Below are 18,330 nucleotides of genomic sequence, written 5' to 3'. Positions count from 1 at the left end.
GCACTGGTCGCCCGCGACAAGGGCTGCAGCTTCGACGGCTGCACCGTGCCGCCGACCTGGTGCGACGCCCACCACGTGATCCCGTGGCACCGCGGCGGCACAACCGACCTCACCAACGCGGCACTGCTGTGCCCCCGGCACCACACCCACGTCCACCAGCACGACCTGACCGCGACCGTCACCGCGTTCGGGGTCACCTGGCACACCAGATGACCCCGCCCCACACCCCGCCCGAGCCGGCGGGGCCAGCGGCCTGCCCGAAGGCGGCTGTCAGGCCCGATGGCCGAAGCCGCACGGCGTATGGGCGATCTGCCGCCGCCGACCTCAGCGCAGGATCGCGCCGAACGCCTCGATCAGGAGGTCGATGTCCCCGTCACTGGCGACCAGCGGGGGCGCGATCCGCACGGTCGAGCCGTGGGTGTCCTTGACGAGCACGCCCTGCTCCAGCAGCCGGTACGACGCCTCGCGCCCGGTCATGAGGTCGGGGTCGAGGTCGACTCCCGCCCAGAGGCCGCGGCACCGCACCGCGTCGACGCCGTGCCCGACGAGCTCGCGCAGACCGCTCTCGAGCGCGACGCCCAGCCGATGCGCCTGCTGCTGGTACTCGCCCGTGGCGAGCAGACCGACAACGGCCTGGCCGACCGCCGCTGCGAGCGGGTTGCCGCCGAACGTCGACCCGTGGCTGCCCGGGGTGAACACGCCGAGCACGTCGCGGTCGGCGACGACGGCCGACACCGGCACGATGCCGCCGCCGAGCGCCTTGCCGAGCACGTAGACGTCCGGCACGACGTCCTCGACGCCGCAGGCGAAGGTGGTGCCGGTGCGGCCGAGTCCCGACTGGATCTCGTCGGCGACCATGAGCACGTCGCGGCTGCGGGTCAGCTCGCGCACGCCACGCAGCCAACCGCCGGGCGGGATGATCACACCGGCCTCGCCCTGCACCGGCTCGAGCAGCACCGCCACGGTCTCGTCGGTGATCGTCGCCTCGAGCGCCTCGAGGTCGCCGAACGGCACGATGTCGAAACCCGGCGTGTAGGGCCCGTAGTGGTCGTGCGCGACCGGGTCGTCGGAGAAGCTGACGATCGTCGTCGTGCGGCCGTGGAAGTTCCCGGCCATGACGACGATCCTGGCCCGACCGTCCGGCACGCCCTTGACCTCGTAGCCCCAGCGCCGCGCCGTCTTGACCGCCGTCTCGACGGCCTCGGCGCCGGTGTTCATCGGGAGCACGAGGTCCTTGCCGGCCAGCATCGCCAGGTCGCGGCAGAACGGACCGAGCCGGTCGCTGTGGAAGGCGCGGCTCGTCAGGGTGAGACGGTCGAGCTGTGCCCGGGCCGCGGCCACGAGCGAGGGGTGACGGTGCCCGAAGTTGAGCGCGGAGTAGCCGGCGAGGGCGTCGAGGTAGCGCCTGCCCTCCACGTCGGTCACCCACGCCCCCTCGGCGCTGGCGATGACGACGGGCAGCGGGCTGTAGTTGCTCGCCACCCAGTCCTCGGCGAGGGAGACGTGCTCGTGGGTGGGGGTGCCGGGGAGGGGTGTGCGGTGGGGGCCGGCCTGCTCGCGGGCCCCGGGTCGTGCGGCCGTGTCGCTCACCTCCCGATCGTCGCACCGCACTCCGTCGGCGGCCATCGGTTCCGAGGTCAGGCCGCTTTCTGCCGTATGCCGTCGGGTGGGCCCGGTGCGAGACTGTCCATGGCGGGCCCCGCAGCCAGGACTACCCGCGCTGGGGTGTGTCGGTCACGTCGGTGGCCCAGCCGCGGAGATGGCCATGCGCAGCAGCACCGATCCCAGCAGCACCGATCCCAGCAGCACCGATCCCAGCAGCACCGACCCCAGCAGCACCGACCCCAGCACCGACCTCACGAGTGCCGACCTGAGCAGCACCGAGTCCACGAGCGCGCCGCGCACCCGCGTCGTCGTGCTCGGCGCGGCCGGACGCGACTTCCACGACTTCAACGTCGTCTTCCGCGACGACCCGACCCACGAGGTCGTCGCGTTCACGGCGACGCAGATCCCCGACATCGACGGTCGGCACTACCCGCCGGAGCTCGCCGGCCCCTTCTACCCGCACGGCATTCCGATCGTCGCCGAGTCCGAGCTGACCGACATCGTTGCGGGCGAGCGCGTCGACGCCGTCGTCTTCGCCTACTCCGACGTGCGCCACGAGCAGGTCATGCACCTCGCGTCGCAGGCCATCGCTGCCGGCGCGGACTTCCGGCTGCACGGAGCGCGCCACACCATGCTGCGCAGCACGAGGCCCGTCGTCGCCGTGACGGCCGTGCGCACCGGCGTCGGCAAGAGCCAGACCACCCGGTACCTCTCGCGGTTGCTGCGCGACCTCGGCCTGCGCGTCGTCGCGGTGCGTCATCCCATGCCGTACGGCGATCTCGCCGCGCAGGCCGTCCAGCGCTTCGCGACCCACGCCGACCTCGACCTGCACGACTGCACCATCGAGGAGCGCGAGGAGTACGAGCCGCACCTCGACAACGGCGTCGTCGTCTACGCCGGCATCGACTACGAGCGGATCCTGCGCGAGGCCGAGCAGGAGGCCGACGTCATCCTCTGGGACGGCGGCAACAACGACCTCCCGTTCTTCGTGCCCGACCTGCACCTCGTGCTCGCCGACCCGCTGCGTGCCGGCGACGAGGCGACGCACCACCCTGGAGAGGCGAACGTGCGGATGGCTGACGTCGTCGTCATCGCCAAGTGCGACTCGGCGCTCCAGAGCGACATCGAGGCGGTCGAGGCGTCGGTGCGCGCGCTCAACCCCACGGCCACGGTGCTGCGCGCGGACAGCCCTGTCACTGTTGACGATCCGTCTGCGGTGCACGGCAGACGCGTCATCGCCGTCGAGGACGGGCCGACGCTGACCCACGGTTCGATGAGCTATGGCGCCGGGGTCGTCGGGGCCCGCTCCGCCGGTGCCGTCGCGATCGTCGACCCGACCCCCTATGCCGTCGGGTCGATCGCCGCGACCTACGTGAGGTACCCGAACGCGCGGGGTGTGCTGCCGGCCATGGGCTACGGCGCCGCGCAGATCGGTGACCTCGAGGCCACGATCCGGGCCGCGGTCGACGCGGGGGAGTGCGAGGCCGTCGTCGCCGGCACCCCCATCGACCTGACCCGGGTGCTCTCGCTGCCGGTTCCCGTCGTGCGCGCCCGGTACGAGCTGCGCGAGGTCGTGCCGGGTGGTCTCGCCGCGGCCGTGCGCGCCGCTTTGCCCGCCGAGGTGCTCGAACGGCATACGGCAGCGGAGGGCACGACCGCACCCGAGAGCTCGAGCGCGACCGCCGCACGTGCACCCTCGGTGCCCGCCGGGAGCGCGCCCTGAGCACACCCGACGTGCCGTTCGAGCAGCGCACGAGCTGAGTCGCCAGGACCTGAGTAGCCAGGACCCGCGAGGGCGTTCGAGCGCGCGGGCCTACCTCCGGCGGGGGCGCGCGAGGGCGAGCCCCAGGCCGGCGACGGCGACGATCGGGCCGATGACCGCCCAGATGACGTGGCCCGACATGCCGCTGCCGCCGACGTAGCCGAGGCCCTGCAGGGTCCAGAGCGCGCCCATGGCCAGCAGGACCAGGCCGATGATGACGCGGACCGGCCTGGTCATGGACGTGCGCCGACGAGGTGGGCGTCGAGCCACTCGAGGATCTCGGTCTCCACCTCGTCGCGGTTGGTCTCGTTGAGGATCTCGTGGCGCGCGTCGGGCCACAGCGTCAGCGTCACGTCCTGCACGCCGAGACGGCGCAGCTGGTCGGCCACCTTGCGCACGCCCTTGCCGTTCGCGCCCACCGGGTCCTTGTCGCCCGAGGCGAGGTGGACGGGCAGGTCCTTGGGGATGCGCGAGGCGACCCGGTCGGTGTTGACGGCTTCCAGCCCCCGGAGCAGGTCGGCGAACCCGCCTGCGCTGAAGACGAATCCGCAGTCCGGGTCGTTGACGTACTTGTCGACCTCATCAGGATCCCTCGAGAGCCAGTCGAAGTCGGTGCGGGTCGGCTTGAAGGCCGAGTTGTACTGGCCGAAGCTCAGGGTGTTCAGCAGGCCGCTCACGTGCGAGTGGCCGCGCAGCCGGGCCTGGGTCGAGGCGAGGAAGATGCCGACCCTGCCGAGGGCGCCCGCACCGCCGGCGGTGCCCGAGAGCACGAGGCCGGCGAGCTCGGAACCGTACTGGGCGGCATACCCGCGGGAGATGAACGAGCCCATGCTGTGGCCGAGGAGGTACACGGGCAGTCCCGGCTGCTCCTCGCGGGCGCGGTCCGTCACGGCGTGCAGGTCGTCGATGACGGTCTGCCAGCCGTCGCGTTCGGCGAAGAAGCCGCGACCTTCGCTGGTGCCGGTGCGCCCGTGGCCGCGGTGGTCCGAGCCGTAGACGGCATACCCGTGGTCGGTGAGGCGCTGCGCGAAGCGGGCGTAGCGGCTCGAGTGCTCGGCGAGCCCGTGCGCGATCTGCACGACCGCCTTCGCCTGCCCGTCGGGCAGCCACCGGTTGACGAAGACCTCGGTGCCGTCGGGCGTGGTCAACGTGAACGTGCTGCTTTGCATGAGCCGAACTGTATGCCGCGAACCCCCGCAGCGCTCGGGACCGGGCGGCCTACCGCGTCGCCCGGTTCGGCGGGGAATGCCCGTTTGCGGGCTCAAACCAACAAATACGGGTGCCCGAATCTCTTTACATCGAACCGGGCCGGTGGTTTCCTAGGACAACGGGCCCACGGTGGGGCAGGCAGGAACGACAGGACGAGGGAGTCCAGGTGTACGCAGCGGAGCGGCAGCAGCGCATCATCGCCGAGGCCCGTCGTGCCGGCCGTGTCGAGGTCGCCGCCCTCGCCGACTCCCTCGGGGTCGCCGCCGAGACGGTCCGCCGCGACCTCACCGCCCTCGAGCGCCGCGGGTCGCTGCGCCGGGTCCACGGCGGCGCCATCCCCGTCGAGCGCCTCGAGGTCGAGCCGACGCTCGCCACCCGCTCCGGCCGCCTCGCCGACGTCAAGCGCCGCATCGCGGCCCGCGCCCTCGACGAGCTGCCCAGCGGCGGCAGCATCATCCTCGACGCCGGGTCTACGTCGCTCGCCGTCGCCGAGATGCTCCCGCCCGACATCGACCTCACGGTGCTCACCAACAGCCTCGCCGCAGCGAGCGTCCTGTCGACGCACCCCGGCATCAACCTCTACCTCCTCGGCGGCCGGGTGCGCGGCACCACCGGAGCGGCCGTGGGCGACTGGGCCGTCAGCCCCCTGGCCGACGTCACCGTCGACCTCGCGCTCATCGGCACGAACGGCATCTCCGTCGCCCGCGGCCTCACGACGCCCGACCAGTCCGAGTCGCTCGTCAAGCGCGCCATGGTGCGCGCCGCCCGCCGCTGCATCGTCCTCACCGACTCGAGCAAGGCCGGTGACGACCACCTGCACCGGTTCGCCCAGCTGTCCGAGATCGACCTCGTCATCACCGACACCGACCTCGACGACGACGTCGCCGCCGAGATCCGTGCGGCCGGACCGGAAGTGGTGACTGCATGATCGTCACGCTCACGCCCAACCCCAGCATCGACCGCGCCGTCTTCATCGACGCGCTCCACCGGGGGGAGGTGCACCGCAGCACCGGCGGCCGCATCGACCCCGGCGGCAAGGGTGTCAACGTCTCCCGCGCGCTCGCCGCCCAGGGCGCCACCACCACCGCCGTGCTCCCGGTCGGCGGCCCCGAGGGGCACCTCCTCCAGGACCTCCTCGACGCCGCCGGCGTCGCCCACGCCTCCGTGCCGGTGCGCGGCACCGTGCGCATGAACATCAGCGTCCTCGAGCCCGACGGCACGACGACGAAGCTCAACGAGCCGGGCCCCGACCTGTCACCGTCCGAGGTCGAGGCCCTCGTCGAGACCACCCTCGAGCGCAGTGCGGGGGCCGAATGGGTCGTCGGCTGCGGAAGCCTTCCGCCCGGTGCCCCCGCCGACCTGTATGCCGTCCTCGTCGCCCGGGTGCGCGGCCGCGGCGGCCGCATCGCCATCGACTCGTCCGGTGCTCCGTTCGCGGCAGCCGTCGCGGCGAAGCCGCACCTGATCAAGCCGAACCACGAGGAGCTCGCCGAGCTCGTCGACCACGACCTGCCCACGCTCGGCCACGTGCGAGACGCCGCCCGCGAGCTCGTCGCCGGCGGCATCGAGGTCGTCGCCGTCAGCCTCGGTGGCGACGGCGCGCTGCTGGTGACCGACGGGGCCTCGGCGCACGCCAGGGCCACCATCACCGCCCCCCTGTCCACCGTGGGCGCCGGCGACTGCATGCTTGCCGGCCTGCTCCACGGCCTGTCCACCGGGCTCGACCCGGCGGACGCCCTGATGACCGGGGTGAGGTGGGGCGCTGCGGCGGTCACCCTCCCCGGAAGCCGCGTGCCGACCCCCGACGACCTCGACGGCATACGCGCAGAGCTGACCCACGAGCCCGACCTCGACCGCGTCCTCACCTGACGCGGACCAAGCGGAAACACAAGACGCCAAACACAAGACGCCGAAACACCGATCGTCCCGATCCTCCGAAAGGAAACTCCATGTCCCTCATCACCGAAGAGCAGGTCGTCCTCGACCTCACTGGTGCCGATCGCCACGAGGCGACGCGGAGGCTCGGCGAGCGCCTCGTCGCATCCGGCCGGTGCACCGACCTCGACACCTTCCTCGACGACGTGCGCAAGCGCGAGGAGACGATGGCCACCGGCCTGCCCGGCGGCATCGGCATCCCCCACGCCCGCAGCGCTGCGATCACGGAGCCATCGCTCGTCTTCGGCCGCGCGACGGATGGTGGCGGCATCGACTGGGGCGCCAAGGACGGCCCGGCCACGCTCGTCTTCCTCATCGCGGCCCCCGAGGGTGGCGGCGACGCGCACATGCAGATGCTGCCCAAGCTCGCGCGCGCCCTCATGAAGAAGGACTTCAAGGCCGCCCTCGCGTCGGCCACCACCGAGGCCGAGGTCGTGCGCATCGTCCGCTCCGAGGTCGAGCTCGACCAGCCGGCCGGCGCGTCCGCCGGTGCAGCTGCCGCCGCGTCCGCCGGTGCAGCTGACCGCACCGGTCCAGCCGCTCCCGGTGCCGTCGCCACCGCCGAGGCGCCCGGAGCCCGCACCCTCAACCTCGTCGGCGTCACCTCGTGCCCGACCGGTATCGCCCACACCTACATGGCCGCCGAGGGCCTCGAGAACGCCGCGAAGGCCGCCGGACACACGATGCTCGTCGAGACGCAGGGATCGGCAGGCTCGAAGCCGCTGAGCGCGGCCCAGATCGCCGCGGCAGACGCCGTGATCTTTGCCCACGACCTGCCCGTCAAGGACGCCGGCCGCTTCGCCGGCAAGCCCCTCGTCGACGTCGGCGTCAAGAAGGGCATCTCCGACGGCCCGGCACTCGTGCTCCAGGCCGAGCGGCTCGTCGCCGAGTGGGACGCCGACCCGAGCAAGCGCGAGGCGGCGGCCCGAGCGGCTGCTGCGGCCGGCCCGTCGGGTGGCCTCACCTCGAAGGTCGAGGAGGGCGCGAGCACCGCGACCAAGGTGCGCCAGTGGCTGATGACCGGTGTCTCCTACATGATCCCGTTCGTCGCAGCCGGCGGCATCCTCATCGCCCTGTCGTTCATGCTCGCCCAGGTCGCGCTCGGCGAGGACGGCGCGATCCAGATCGTGAAGTACGGCCTCACGGCGGAGGGCCAGTTCAACATCGCCCAGAACTTCAACCCGTTCAGCCTCACGTCGTGGGCCGCGCTCCTCTTCGTCATCGGCGGGGCGTCGTTCGGCTTCCTCGTGCCGATCCTCTCCGGCTTCATCGCCTTCGCGATCGCCGACCGCCCGGGCCTGGTGCCCGGCATCGTCGGCGGCGCCGTGGCCTCCACGATGGGCGCCGGCTTCCTCGGCGGCCTCGTCACCGGCCTGCTGGGCGGCTTCGTCGCCCGCTGGGTGTCCGGCTGGAACGTCGCCAAGGGCGTACGCGGTGTGATGCCCGTCGTCGTGATCCCACTGCTCAGCTCGCTCATCACGATCGGCCTGTTCATCACGGTGCTCGGCCGCCCGATCAAGGGCATCACCGACGGTCTCAACACCTGGCTGACCGGCATGACCGGTGCGAGCTCGATCATCCTCGGCATCATCCTCGGCGCGATGATGGGCTTCGACCTCGGTGGCCCGGTCAACAAGGTCGCGTACGCGTTCGCCACCACGGGTCTCGCCGCCGCGGGAGCGTCCACCAACGCCCCGCAGCTGAAGATCATGGCCGCCGTCATGGCCGCCGGCATGGTCGCCCCGCTCGCGATGGCGCTCGCCACGACCGTCCGCCCGCACCTCTTCTCCGAGCCCGAGCGTGAGAACGGCAAGGCGGCCTGGCTGCTCGGCTTCTCGTTCATCTCCGAGGGCGCGATCCCGTTCGCCGCGGCCGACCCGGTGCGCATCATCGCCAGCTCGGTCGTCGGCTCAGCCGTCACCGGAGCCCTCGCGATGGTCTTCGGCACGACGCTGCGAGCCCCGCACGGAGGCATCTGGGTGCTGCCGCTCATCGGCAACTTCCTGCTCTTCGTGGTCGCCCTCGCGGCTGGTGTGCTCGTCATGACCGGCATCGTCGTCACCCTGAAGTCGCGGGAGACGAACCTCGCAGAGATCGACGCGACCGCTACGGTCTGAACAGGACGTGACCCAGGTCACTCGCTGACCTGGGTCACGACTGCTCGACCGCTCGACCGCTCGACCGCTCGACCGCTCGACCGCTCGACCCGCCCGCTCGACCTCCCCAGCCCGACTGCCCGACCTCCCGCACGACACCTGTCAGCAACGAAGGAGCACGCCACATGGCAACCCGTACCGTCACCATCGCCTCCTCGGTGGGCCTGCACGCCCGTCCGGCCGCGCTCTTCGTCGAGGCCGCGAGCAGCTCGGGCCTCGACGTCGAGATCGCCAAGCCGGGGGAGGACCCCGTCGACGCGACGAGCATCCTCGGCGTCATGGCCCTCGGGGCCAAGTACGGCGAGGAGGTCGTCCTGACGGCCGAGGGCGACGGGGCCGACGAGACGCTCGACTCGCTCGTCGAGCTGCTCTCGCGCGACCTCGACGCGGAGTAGAGCCCGAGTAAGAGCCCGAGTAGGACGTCGAGTAGGACGTCGAGCAGGACGTCGACCAACTCGCGGAGTAGAAGGAGACCCGGGATGACTGAAAAAGCCGAGACGACAACCCAGCCCGTGACCGACGGCGGCGCCGACCGGGGCGCCGGCTCCGGCACCGGCGGTGGGACCCAGCCGGAGACCAGGCAGGGCATCGGCGTCAGCCCGGGCACGGCATACGGGCCGGTGGTGCAGGTCGCTCCACCGGTCCGCCCGCCGGCACACGAGCCGGCCGTCGACGACCAGGAGGCGGCGCTCGCCGACGTGAGGGCCGCCTTCGAGGCCGTCGCGGTCTCGCTCGAGGAGCGGGCCACCCGGGTCGAGGACACGGCCCAGCAGATCCTCAAGGCGACGGCGCTCATCGCCCGCGACAAGGGTCTCGTCAAGGCCGCGACGAAGGAGCTCGCCGCCGGCCATGGCCGGGCCAACTCCATCGCCAACGCCATCGAGACGTATGCCGCCCAGTTCGAGGCGCTCGGCGGCTACTTCGCCGAGCGCGTCGCCGACCTGCGTGACGTCGGATCCCGCGCTGTCGCAGCGGTACTCGGCGTTCCGGCGCCCGGCGTCCCGGCCTTCGCCGAGCCGAGCGTCATCATCGCCGAGGACCTCGCCCCCGCCGAGACGGCGACGCTCGACCGGTCGCTCGTCGTCGGCATCATCACCGAGGCGGGTGGGCGCACGAGCCACACCGCGATCCTCGCCGCGCAGATGGGCATCCCCGCCGTCGTGCAGCTGCCCCACGCGACCCAGATCGCTCCGGGCACCCCGATCGCGCTCGACGGTGACTCCGGCGAGGTCACCATCGCACCCGACATGTCGCTCGTCACCGCGCAGCGTGAGCGGGCGGCCCGCCGCAAGGAGGCCCTGTCGCGGCTCTCCGGGCCGGGCCGCACGTCCGACGGCGCCGCCGTCGCGTTGCTGGCCAACATCGGCGGCGTCGACGACGCCGTCGCGGCCGGGGCCCAGGACCTCGAGGGCGTCGGCCTCTTCCGCACCGAGTTCGTGTACCTCTCGGCCACCAAGGCGCCGACCGTCGAGGAGCAGGCCGAGATCTACCGCGGCGTGTTCGCGCCGTTCGAGGGACGCCGCGTCGTCGTGCGCACCCTCGACGCCGGAGCCGACAAGCCGCTGAAGTTCGCCGACCTGGGGCCCGAGGAGAACCCTGCTCTGGGCCGTCGCGGCCTGCGCCTCTCGGCAGAGCGACCTGACCTGCTCGACGCCCAGCTCGAGGCGCTCGCGATCGCCGCCCGCGAGACCGGAGCCGACGTCCGCGTCATGGCCCCGATGGTCGCCACCGCCGAGGAGGCGGCCTGGTTCGCCCGCCGCGTGCGCGAGAACGGCCTGCCCAAGGCCGGCGTCATGATCGAGGTGCCGGGCGCCGCCTTGCGCGCCAAGGACGTGCTCGGCGAGGTCGACTTCGGCTCGCTCGGCACCAACGATCTCGCGCAGTACACGATGGCCGCCGACCGCATGCAGGGCGCGTTGTCCGACCTGCTCGACCCGTGGCAGCCGGCCGTGCTCGACGTCGTCGGCGCCGCGTGCGAGGGCGCGGCGAAGGTCGACCGCCCTATCGGCGTGTGCGGCGAGTCGGCCGGTGACCCGCTGCTGGCCCTCGTGCTCGTCGGCCTCGGCGTGACGTCACTGTCGATGGCCCCCAGCAAGGTCCCCGTCGTGCGGCTCGCCCTGTCGCTCCACTCGGTCGCCGAGTGCCAGGCGCTGGCGACGGCAGCTCGCGGCTCGCGTACGGCCGTCGACGCCCTGCACGCCGTGCGCGAGAGCGCGCGGAGCGAGCTGACCGACCTGCTGTGAGGCGGCCGGTGCTCACAGGCCAGACCTGACCCGGCGCTGCCGCACGGCCCGGCCCCGCGGCCCGACACGTCGGACCGTCCGGCAGGAGCCGGTCCCGCGAAGGCCGCCCGAGGTCCGTGCGGTCAGGACCCCGCGGAGAGGACGTCGGCGAGGTCGTAGCCGACCGGCTCTTCCAGCTGGTCGAAGGTGCACGACTCGGGCGTGCGGTCGTCGCGCCACCGGACGAACTGCGCGGTGTGACGGAAGCGGGTGCCCTCCATGTGGTCGTAGCGCACCTCGACGACCCGCTCGGGCCGCAGCGGCACGAACGAGAGGTCCTTCTGGTTGTTCCACCGGGAGTACTCGGACGACCGCGGGTTGCGCACGCCCTCCTGCGGCTGGGCCCAGTTCCACGGGTGGTCGTCCCACTCGGCGACGAGCGGCTGCAGCTCCTCGAAGAGCTCCTTGCGCCGGGCCATCGGGAACGCGCCGATGACGCCGACGGACGCGAGCTGGCCGTCGCCGTCGTAGAGGCCGAGCAGCAGGGAGCCGATGGCGTCGGGACCGCTCTTGTGCACGCGGTATCCGGCGACCACGCAGTCGGCCGTGCGCTCGTGCTTGAGCTTGAACATGAGGCGCTTGTCGGGCTCGTAGAGCACGTCGACCGGCTTGGCGATGACCCCGTCGAGACCGGCTCCCTCGAACTGCGTGAACCAGCCCTTCGCCTCGTCCTGGTCGCTGGTGGCGGCCGTCAGGTGGATCGGCGCCGCGGCCGTGGCGAGCGCCTTCTCGAGGGCGGTGCGCCGCTCGGCGAACGGCTTGTCCATGTAGGAGACGCCGTCGAGCGACAGCAGGTCGAAGGCGACGAACGACGCGGGTGTCTCGGCCGCGAGCTTCTTGACCCGGGAGGCCGCCGGGTGGATGCGCTGCTGGAGCAGGTCGAAGTCGAGCCGGTCGCCGGACTCCGGTGACACGAGGACGATCTCACCGTCGATGACCGCCTTCTCGGGGAAGTTCGCGAGCACGGCCTCGACGACGTCGGGGAAGTAGCGGGTCATGGGCTTCTCGTTGCGAGACCCGATCTCGACGAGGTCGCCGGAGCGGAAGATGATCGAGCGGAAGCCGTCCCACTTCGGCTCGTAGAGGACCTCCGTCTTGACCGCCGAGAAGTCCTTGACCGGCTTGGCGAGCATCGGGGGCACGGGCGGCACGACGGGCCCCCACACGTCACGCAGCTCGGCGTCGCGCTCGGCCTTCGGCGCCATGTACTCGGCGTCGGGCTTGTCCTGCCGACGCTTGCTCGGCTGCACGCGCGGGGGCTCGCCGGGCATCTTCGGGTAGTCGGGGGGAAAGTTCAGCTCGCCCAGCCCACGCTCACTGACGTCCTTGTCCCACAAGGCAATCGCCGCAGCCACGTCACCGACTGCGTCGTCGATGCCCGCCCACGCGTCGCCGCGCGAGGCGACGAGCTCGGGCACCGTGCGCACGGTCAGCGACTTCGGGTCGATCTCGCGCAGCTCGTCCCAGGTCACCGGCGTCGACACGGGCGCGCCGGGCAGCGGCCGCGGCGAGTAGGCGGAGGCGATGGTGCGGTCGCGGCAGGCCTGGTTGAAGTCGACGAAGATGCGCTTGCCACGCTCCTCCTTCCACCACGACGTCGTCACGAGGTCGGGCAGGCGCCGCTCGAGCTCGCGGGCGATGCCGATGACACCGTGCCGCACGTCGAGGAACTCGTGGGTCGGCGCCACCCGCGCGTAGACGTGGACGCCGCGGTTGCCCGACGTCTTCGCCCACGCGGTGAGGCCGATCTCGGCCATCACCTCCCTGAGGGCGTATGCCGCCTCGACCGCGTCCGTGAACCCGCGTCCCGGCTGCGGGTCGAGGTCGATGCGAAGCTCGTCGGGCTTGTCGACGTCGCCGGTGCGGACCGGCCACGGGTGGAAGGTGATGGTGTTCATCTGCGCGGCCCACACGGCGCTCGCGATCTCGTCGATGACGAGCTGTGGGTGCTTGCGCCCCGACGGATAGGTGCACATCACCGTGCGCACCCAGTCGGGCACGCCCTTGGGTGGGTTCTTCGAGAAGAACTCCTCGCCCTCGATGCCCTCCGGAAAGCGCTGGAGCGTCACCGGGCGGTCTCCGAGCGCCCGCAGCATCGGGTCGGCGACGGCGACGAGGTACTGCGCCATGTCGAGCTTCGTGACGGGCTTGCCGTCGGCCATCCCGGCGGCGGGCCACAGCACGCGGTCCGGGCTCGAGACGCGCACCTCCCGGGCCCCGGACGGGTCGGTAGGACTCGGCGCTTCGACGACGGCGGGCTTGGCGCTCACCCGCCGATCGTAGCCACGAGCGCAGACACGAGCGCAGACACCAGTGCAGACGCCGGCACCGCGCGCCATCGGCATTGATCCCTGTGGCGATCCATCCCTCGAGGAAGACCTCGTGCCCCCAGTGAGTCGTCTGAGGACTCAAGGCAGAGTGACCCGGGGTCGGCACCTGCGGCGTGGGACTGGAACCTCGACGGCGACAGCACGCCAGAGCGCACGGCCGACACCCTCCAGGACCTGGTGCCGACGCTCGAGCAGGATCCGACCGGCGTGAGACGGCGTGAGACGGCGTGTCTGTCACCGGCGGCCGATCGGGTACGACCCACCCATGACCCAGGCGCCCACGCTCCACACCCTCGGTGGCGAACGCTTCGTCCTGCTGACGACCTACCGCCGCTCCGGCGAGCCGGTGGCGACGCCGGTCTGGGTGCTGCCCGATGCGGGCGGCGCCGCGATCGTCAGCACCCCCGAGGGCGCCGGCAAGCTCAAGCGGATCCAGCACAACCCGAACGTCACGCTGCAGCCGTGCGACCGCCGCGGCAAGGTCGAACCCGGCTCGCCGGTCGTCGAGGGCACGACCCAGATCATCCGCGACAGCGCGGCGTCGGAGGCCGTCAACCGCCGGCTGCTGCGCAAGTACGGCGCCGAGTTCCGCATCTTCATGGCGATCGAGTGGGTGCTGAGGCGCGGCAACAGCAACCGCGTCGTGCTGCGCATCTCGCCGACGTCCTGAGCCAAGGTCAGCGGCTCAGCGGCTCAGCGGCTCAGCGGCTCAGCTGCGTGCGACGAGCGCGACGACGTTCGCCAGTGCGATGAGCACCGCCGCGACGAACGGCAGCCGACCGCGCGCCAGCACCGCAACGCCGGCCAGGACGACGCACGCGCCGAGCAGCACCCAGCCGGCCGCGTCGATCCCCGGGCCGTAGGCCGCCACGACCGTCCCGGCCAGCAGCACCGTGGGTGCCAGCCAGCGCACGACCCCCGCACCGAGGCGGTGGGGGAGGGCCCGCACCCCGGTCGCCTCGTCGTCTGCGAGGTCGGGCAGCGCGTTGAGCAGGTGTGCGCCGACACCGAGCAGCGCGCCAGTCGCGACCACCCAGCCGAACGGCAGTGCGGGAGAGGGAAGCGCGAGCGTGACGACTGCCGGCAGCGCACCGAACGCGACGGCATACGGGAGGGGGGAGAGGACCGAGCGCTTGAACCACAGGTTGTAGGCCCAGCCCGATGCGACCCCGAGCAGCAGGTGCACGAGGCCCGACGCGAGGCCGCAGGCCAGCGAGAGACCGACGCACGCAACGAGAGCCGCGCCGCAGGCGAGCCGCACGACGTGCTCGGACACCACACCGGTCGCCACGGGCTTGTCGGCGCGGCCCACCGCGCGGTCCCGGCGGGCGTCGACGAGGTCGTTGGACCACCCGATCGACAGCTGCCCCGTCAGCACCGCGGCCGTGACGAGCAGGCCCCGACCCACTGAGTGCCCGGCCGACCAGGCGAGGAGTGCGGTCAGCACGGTGACGGCGGCGGTCGGCCCCGGGTGGCACGCGAGCGCCAGCCCTCGCAGAACCCGGGTCGCGGCCACGGGGTGAGCCTAGGCGCACGGGTAGGAGGTCCACGTGACCACTCCGTCCGGCCCTGGCCGACCTGTCGTACCCCTTCGTGCCCGGCGGCCTAGGCTGGCGACGTGAGCCACCTTGCGGCCGTCCGAGGAGTCCTGCCGGAGCACACCTACGCGCAGGCCGAGATCACGGCTGCCTTCGCCGACGTGCTCGGCTCGACCGGGGCCGACCGTGCCCTCCTCGAGCGGTTCCACGCCAACGCCGGCGTCAGCCAGCGGCACCTCGCGCTGCCGCTCGAGCGCTACTGGCAGCTCGCCGACTTCGGCGAGGCCAACGACGAGTTCATCCGCGTCGCCACCGAGCTCGGCTCGCACGCCGTCACCAAGGCGCTCGCCGCCGCCGGGCTCACGCCGCGCGACGTCGACCTCATCGTCTCGACGACGATCACCGGACTCGCCGTCCCGTCCATCGAGGCACGGATCGCCGCCGAGATCGGCCTGCGCGAGGACGTGAAACGGGTGCCGCTCGTCGGGCTCGGCTGCGTGGCCGGGGCTGCCGGTGTCGCTCGCGTCCACGACCACCTCGTCGGACATCCCGACGACGTCGCCGTGCTGCTCTCCGTCGAGCTCTGCAGCCTCACCGTGCAGCGCGACGACACGTCGACGGCCAACCTCGTCGCGAGCGGCCTCTTCGGCGACGGGGCGGCCGCCGTCGTCATGGTCGGCACCAACCGGGCGCCGCACCTCGCCGCGGACCAGCCGCACGTCGTCGCCACCCGCAGCAGGCTCTACCCCGCGACCGAACGAGCGATGGGCTGGGACGTCGGCGCGACCGGGCTGCGCATCGTCCTGGGCGCCGAGGTGCCCGACCTCGTGCGGGAGAACGTGCGTGACGACGTGGACCGCTTCCTCTCCGACCAGGGCCTGACCCGCACCGACATCGGCTGGTGGGTCGCCCACCCCGGCGGCCCCAAGGTGCTCGACGCCATGCAGGAGGCCCTCGAGGTCGACCGAGACGCCCTCGGCGTCACGTGGCGCTCCCTCGACCGCATCGGCAACCTCAGCTCTGCCTCCGTCCTGCACGTCCTTGCCGACACCCTCGCCGACCACACGCCCGAGCCCGGGTCGTGGGGCGTGCTCCTGGCGATGGGTCCCGGGTTCTGTCTCGAGCTCGTGCTCCTCCGAGCAGCCGACTGAGGGGCGCCGATGACGTCACAGTGGCTCTTCACCGGTCTCGTGCTCCTCGTGGGGCTGGAGCGGCTGGCCGAGCTCGTCGTGTCGCAGCGCCACGCGGCGTGGGCGTTCGCGCGGGGTGCGGTCGAACGCGGCCAGTCGCACTACCCCTTCATGGTGGTGCTGCACTCCGCCCTGCTCGTCGGCGCGGTCGCCGAGGTGTGGGCCGCCGACCGGCCCTTCGTCCCCGCCCTCGGCCGGGTCATGCTGGCCCTCGTCGTCGCGAGCCAGGCACTGCGCTGGTGGTGCATCGCCACGCTCGGCAGCCAGTGGAACACCCGCGTCATCGTCGTCCCGGGCCTGGCCCTCGTGCGTCGCGGGCCCTACCGTCTCGTGCCGCACCCGAACTACGTCGCGGTCGTCGTCGAGGGTCTCGCCCTCCCGCTCGTGCACAGCGCGTGGGTCACCGCGCTCGTCTTCACCGCGGCCAACGCCGTCCTGCTCTCGGTCCGCATCCGTGTCGAGAACGCCGCGCTCCGCGAGATCGCCTCTCCCACAGGGGCGCCCGCATGAGCGTCGAGCAGTCGTCCAGCTCGGTGGCGGACCGTCACGTCGACGTCGTCGTCATCGGTGGAGGGCCTGTGGGCCTCGCCGCAGCCACGTATGCCGCCCGCGCGGGACTGAGTGCCGTCGTCCTCGAGCCGCGGGTGGGCACGATCGACAAGGCGTGCGGCGAGGGACTCATGCCCGGCGGCCTGCAGGCGCTCGCCGACCTCGGTGTCGACCCGCCCGGTCACGACCTCCGCGGCATCCGCTACCTGGCCCGCGGTCGCGTCGCCGAGGCCGACTTCAGCGGCGGCCTCGGCAGAGGCGTGCGCCGCACCGTGCTCCACGACGCCCTCCGCGGGGCCGTCGATGATTGCGGGGTCGAGGTGATCCCGCTGTCGGCGTCGGGTGTGACGCAGGACGAGCACTCCGTCGTGGTCCGCACCGCGGTGCAGAGCGGCGCCGGCCCCACCATCTCGGCCGCCTGGGTCGTCGCCGCCGACGGGCTGCACTCACCGACCCGCCGCTCCCTGGGCCTCGACCGCGACCAGCGCACCCGTGGCAGCCGTGACGCCCGTGACGCCCGTGGCGCGCGCGAGCATGAACCCGGCGACCCCGGCACAGAGGGCGATTCGCGCCGACCGGGGCGCTACGGGCTGCGCCAGCACTACGGCATACGGCCGTGGGGCGACCACGTCGAGGTGCACTGGAGCCGGCACGCCGAGGCCTACGTGACTCCTGTCGCCGACGACCTCGTGGGCGTCGCCGTGCTGAGCCGGCAGCGCGGTCCCCTCACCGACAGCCTCGCCGACTTCCCGCAGCTGCGTGAGCGGCTCGGCGACGCACCTGTCGTCACCTCGGTCCGGGGTGCCGGACCGCTGCGGCAGCGCACGAGCCGCAGGGTCTCCGGGCGCGTCCTGCTGGCCGGTGACGCCAGCGGCTACGTCGACGCGCTCACGGGCGAGGGGATCTCGCTCGGCCTGGCCCACGCCCGTGCCGCCGTCTCGGCGATCGCCGCAGGCGAACCCGACGCCTACGAACGTGCCTGGCGGGCCGCCACCCGGCGGTACGCGCTGCTCACGCACACCCTCGTCCAGGTGACCCGCCCGTCGTGGGGTCGACGCCTGCTCGTGCCCGCGGCGGCCGCCCTGCCGCCCGTGTTCCGGGGCGCCGTCAACGAGCTCGCCAGGCCGAACCCGTGACCGTCGACGCCTCGTCGGGCGACGCACGGGTCGAGGAGCTCGTCGTGCTGGTCTCGCCCGAGGGTGAGGCCATCGGCACGGCGCCCAAGTCGAGCGTGCACCACGCCGACACGCCACTGCACCTCGCCTTCTCGGCGTACCTCTTCGACGACGCGGGCTCGCTCCTCGTCACGCAGCGAGCGCTCGACAAGGCGACGTTCCCCGGCATCTGGACCAACTCCGCATGCGGCCACCCCGCGCCCGGCGAGGCCCTCCACGACGCCGTGCGCCGGCGGGTCGCCGACGAGCTGGGGCTGACCGTCACCGACCTGCGCCTCGTGCTGCCACGCTTCTCCTACCGGGCCCAGCAGGACGGCGTCGTCGAGCTCGAGCTCTGCCCGGTGCTCGTCGGCCGCGTCGCCGGCACGGCCCCGACTCCGCACCCCGACGGCTCGGAGGTGGAGGCGACCGAGTGGCTGCGGTGGGGCGCGTTCGCGGGCGACGTTCTCTCGGGCCGTCGCCCGGTGTCGACGTGGTGCCGCGAGCAGGTGGCCGAGCTCGCCGCCCTGGGGCCGGGCCCGCAGCAGTGGCCCGACGCCGACCCCGCCGACCTCCCGGCGGCGCTGCCGCGCTAGCCGACCGGCCGCGTACGAGAGCTG

17 protein-coding genes are annotated in these 18,330 nt (G+C 72.6%); 12 read left to right on the top strand and 5 right to left on the bottom strand.

The window, feature by feature from the left end:
- On the top strand, nt 1-213 hold a 213-nt coding region (locus ACFQ2V_RS15555), incomplete at its 5' end, for an HNH endonuclease signature motif containing protein (protein WP_386053753.1).
- A 111-nt stretch (nt 214-324) separates the two neighbouring features.
- Here the strand turns inward: ACFQ2V_RS15555 and rocD are convergent.
- Nucleotides 325-1,590 carry an ornithine--oxo-acid transaminase gene (gene rocD / locus ACFQ2V_RS15550; RefSeq protein ID WP_386053752.1) on the bottom strand — a complete coding sequence of 422 codons (1,266 nt, stop codon included), beginning with the start codon at nt 1,588-1,590 and terminating at the stop codon, nt 325-327.
- Between the two features lie 175 nt (nt 1,591-1,765).
- On the opposite strand from rocD, the gene ACFQ2V_RS15545 reads away from it, so the two are divergent.
- The gene (locus tag ACFQ2V_RS15545; protein WP_386053751.1) at nt 1,766-3,328 is read left to right on the top strand and encodes a cyclic 2,3-diphosphoglycerate synthase; all 1,563 of its coding nucleotides are present in this window, start codon (nt 1,766-1,768) and stop codon (nt 3,326-3,328) included.
- Nucleotides 3,329-3,418: 90 nt separating this feature from the next.
- On the opposite strand, the gene ACFQ2V_RS15540 is transcribed toward ACFQ2V_RS15545, so the two are convergent.
- Both ACFQ2V_RS15540 and ACFQ2V_RS15535 read right to left on the bottom strand, forming a co-directional pair.
- Nucleotides 3,419-3,604: a hypothetical protein gene (locus ACFQ2V_RS15540; RefSeq protein ID WP_386053750.1), complete on the bottom strand. Its 186-nt coding sequence runs from the start codon at nt 3,602-3,604 to the stop codon at nt 3,419-3,421.
- Nucleotides 3,601-4,536 carry an alpha/beta hydrolase gene (locus ACFQ2V_RS15535; protein WP_386053749.1) on the bottom strand — a complete coding sequence of 312 codons (936 nt, stop codon included), beginning with the start codon at nt 4,534-4,536 and terminating at the stop codon, nt 3,601-3,603. The genes ACFQ2V_RS15540 and ACFQ2V_RS15535 overlap by 4 nt, the downstream gene beginning before the upstream one ends.
- A 206-nt stretch (nt 4,537-4,742) precedes the next feature.
- On the opposite strand from ACFQ2V_RS15535, the gene ACFQ2V_RS15530 reads away from it, so the two are divergent.
- The 5 genes from ACFQ2V_RS15530 (at nt 4,743) to ptsP (ending at nt 10,910) form a co-directional block, all read left to right on the top strand.
- Nucleotides 4,743-5,504, top strand: a complete 762-nt coding sequence (locus ACFQ2V_RS15530; protein WP_386053748.1) for a DeoR/GlpR family DNA-binding transcription regulator — start codon at nt 4,743-4,745, stop codon at nt 5,502-5,504.
- A complete protein-coding gene (gene pfkB, locus ACFQ2V_RS15525; RefSeq protein ID WP_386053747.1) occupies nt 5,501-6,445 on the top strand; it encodes a 1-phosphofructokinase in 945 nt (314 codons plus the stop codon). The genes ACFQ2V_RS15530 and pfkB overlap by 4 nt, the downstream gene beginning before the upstream one ends.
- An 80-nt stretch (nt 6,446-6,525) precedes the next feature.
- Nucleotides 6,526-8,628, top strand: coding sequence for a PTS fructose transporter subunit IIABC (locus tag ACFQ2V_RS15520; RefSeq protein ID WP_386053746.1), 2,103 nt, complete (start codon nt 6,526-6,528; stop codon nt 8,626-8,628).
- A gap of 164 nt (nt 8,629-8,792) precedes the next feature.
- Nucleotides 8,793-9,062: an HPr family phosphocarrier protein gene (locus tag ACFQ2V_RS15515; protein ID WP_386053745.1), complete on the top strand. Its 270-nt coding sequence runs from the start codon at nt 8,793-8,795 to the stop codon at nt 9,060-9,062.
- Nucleotides 9,063-9,146: 84 nt separating this feature from the next.
- Nucleotides 9,147-10,910, top strand: coding sequence for a phosphoenolpyruvate--protein phosphotransferase (gene ptsP / locus ACFQ2V_RS15510; protein WP_386053744.1), 1,764 nt, complete (start codon nt 9,147-9,149; stop codon nt 10,908-10,910).
- 122 nt (nt 10,911-11,032) lie between these two features.
- Here the strand turns inward: ptsP and ACFQ2V_RS15505 are convergent, their stop codons facing one another.
- On the bottom strand, nt 11,033-13,219 hold the full coding sequence (locus ACFQ2V_RS15505) for an ATP-dependent DNA ligase (RefSeq protein WP_386053743.1): 2,187 nt from the start codon (nt 13,217-13,219) through the stop codon (nt 11,033-11,035).
- Between the two features lie 325 nt (nt 13,220-13,544).
- Here ACFQ2V_RS15505 and ACFQ2V_RS15500 point away from each other — a divergent pair, with 325 nt between their 5' ends.
- Complete coding sequence (locus ACFQ2V_RS15500) at nt 13,545-13,949, top strand: PPOX class F420-dependent oxidoreductase (RefSeq protein WP_386053742.1); 405 nt, start codon at nt 13,545-13,547, stop codon at nt 13,947-13,949.
- A 39-nt stretch (nt 13,950-13,988) separates the two neighbouring features.
- On the opposite strand, the gene ACFQ2V_RS15495 is transcribed toward ACFQ2V_RS15500, so the two are convergent.
- Nucleotides 13,989-14,795 (bottom strand): UbiA family prenyltransferase, encoded by an 807-nt coding sequence (locus tag ACFQ2V_RS15495; RefSeq protein WP_386053741.1) that lies wholly within the window; start codon nt 14,793-14,795, stop codon nt 13,989-13,991.
- A gap of 102 nt (nt 14,796-14,897) precedes the next feature.
- Between ACFQ2V_RS15495 and ACFQ2V_RS15490 the strand changes: the two genes are divergently transcribed.
- From ACFQ2V_RS15490 to idi, 4 genes are read left to right on the top strand one after another with little or no spacing between them, the layout of a single operon-like run.
- Complete coding sequence (locus tag ACFQ2V_RS15490; RefSeq protein ID WP_386053740.1) at nt 14,898-15,968, top strand: type III polyketide synthase; 1,071 nt, start codon at nt 14,898-14,900, stop codon at nt 15,966-15,968.
- Nucleotides 15,969-15,977: 9 nt separating this feature from the next.
- Nucleotides 15,978-16,517 carry an isoprenylcysteine carboxyl methyltransferase family protein gene (locus ACFQ2V_RS15485; protein WP_386053739.1) on the top strand — a complete coding sequence of 180 codons (540 nt, stop codon included), beginning with the start codon at nt 15,978-15,980 and terminating at the stop codon, nt 16,515-16,517.
- Nucleotides 16,514-17,692, top strand: a complete 1,179-nt coding sequence (locus tag ACFQ2V_RS15480) for an NAD(P)/FAD-dependent oxidoreductase (RefSeq protein ID WP_386053738.1) — start codon at nt 16,514-16,516, stop codon at nt 17,690-17,692. Before ACFQ2V_RS15485 ends, ACFQ2V_RS15480 begins: the two co-directional genes overlap by 4 nt.
- On the top strand, nt 17,689-18,306 hold the full coding sequence (idi, locus tag ACFQ2V_RS15475; RefSeq protein WP_386053737.1) for an isopentenyl-diphosphate Delta-isomerase: 618 nt from the start codon (nt 17,689-17,691) through the stop codon (nt 18,304-18,306). Before ACFQ2V_RS15480 ends, idi begins: the two co-directional genes overlap by 4 nt.
- Nucleotides 18,307-18,330: the final 24 nt, after the last annotated feature.

The organism is Terrabacter terrigena, assembly GCF_042676085.1.
Lineage (GTDB): Bacteria > Actinomycetota > Actinomycetes > Actinomycetales > Dermatophilaceae > Terrabacter > Terrabacter terrigena.
Note: the sequence above shows the minus strand (reverse complement) of the source record. Positions and strands in the feature narration are given on the sequence as shown.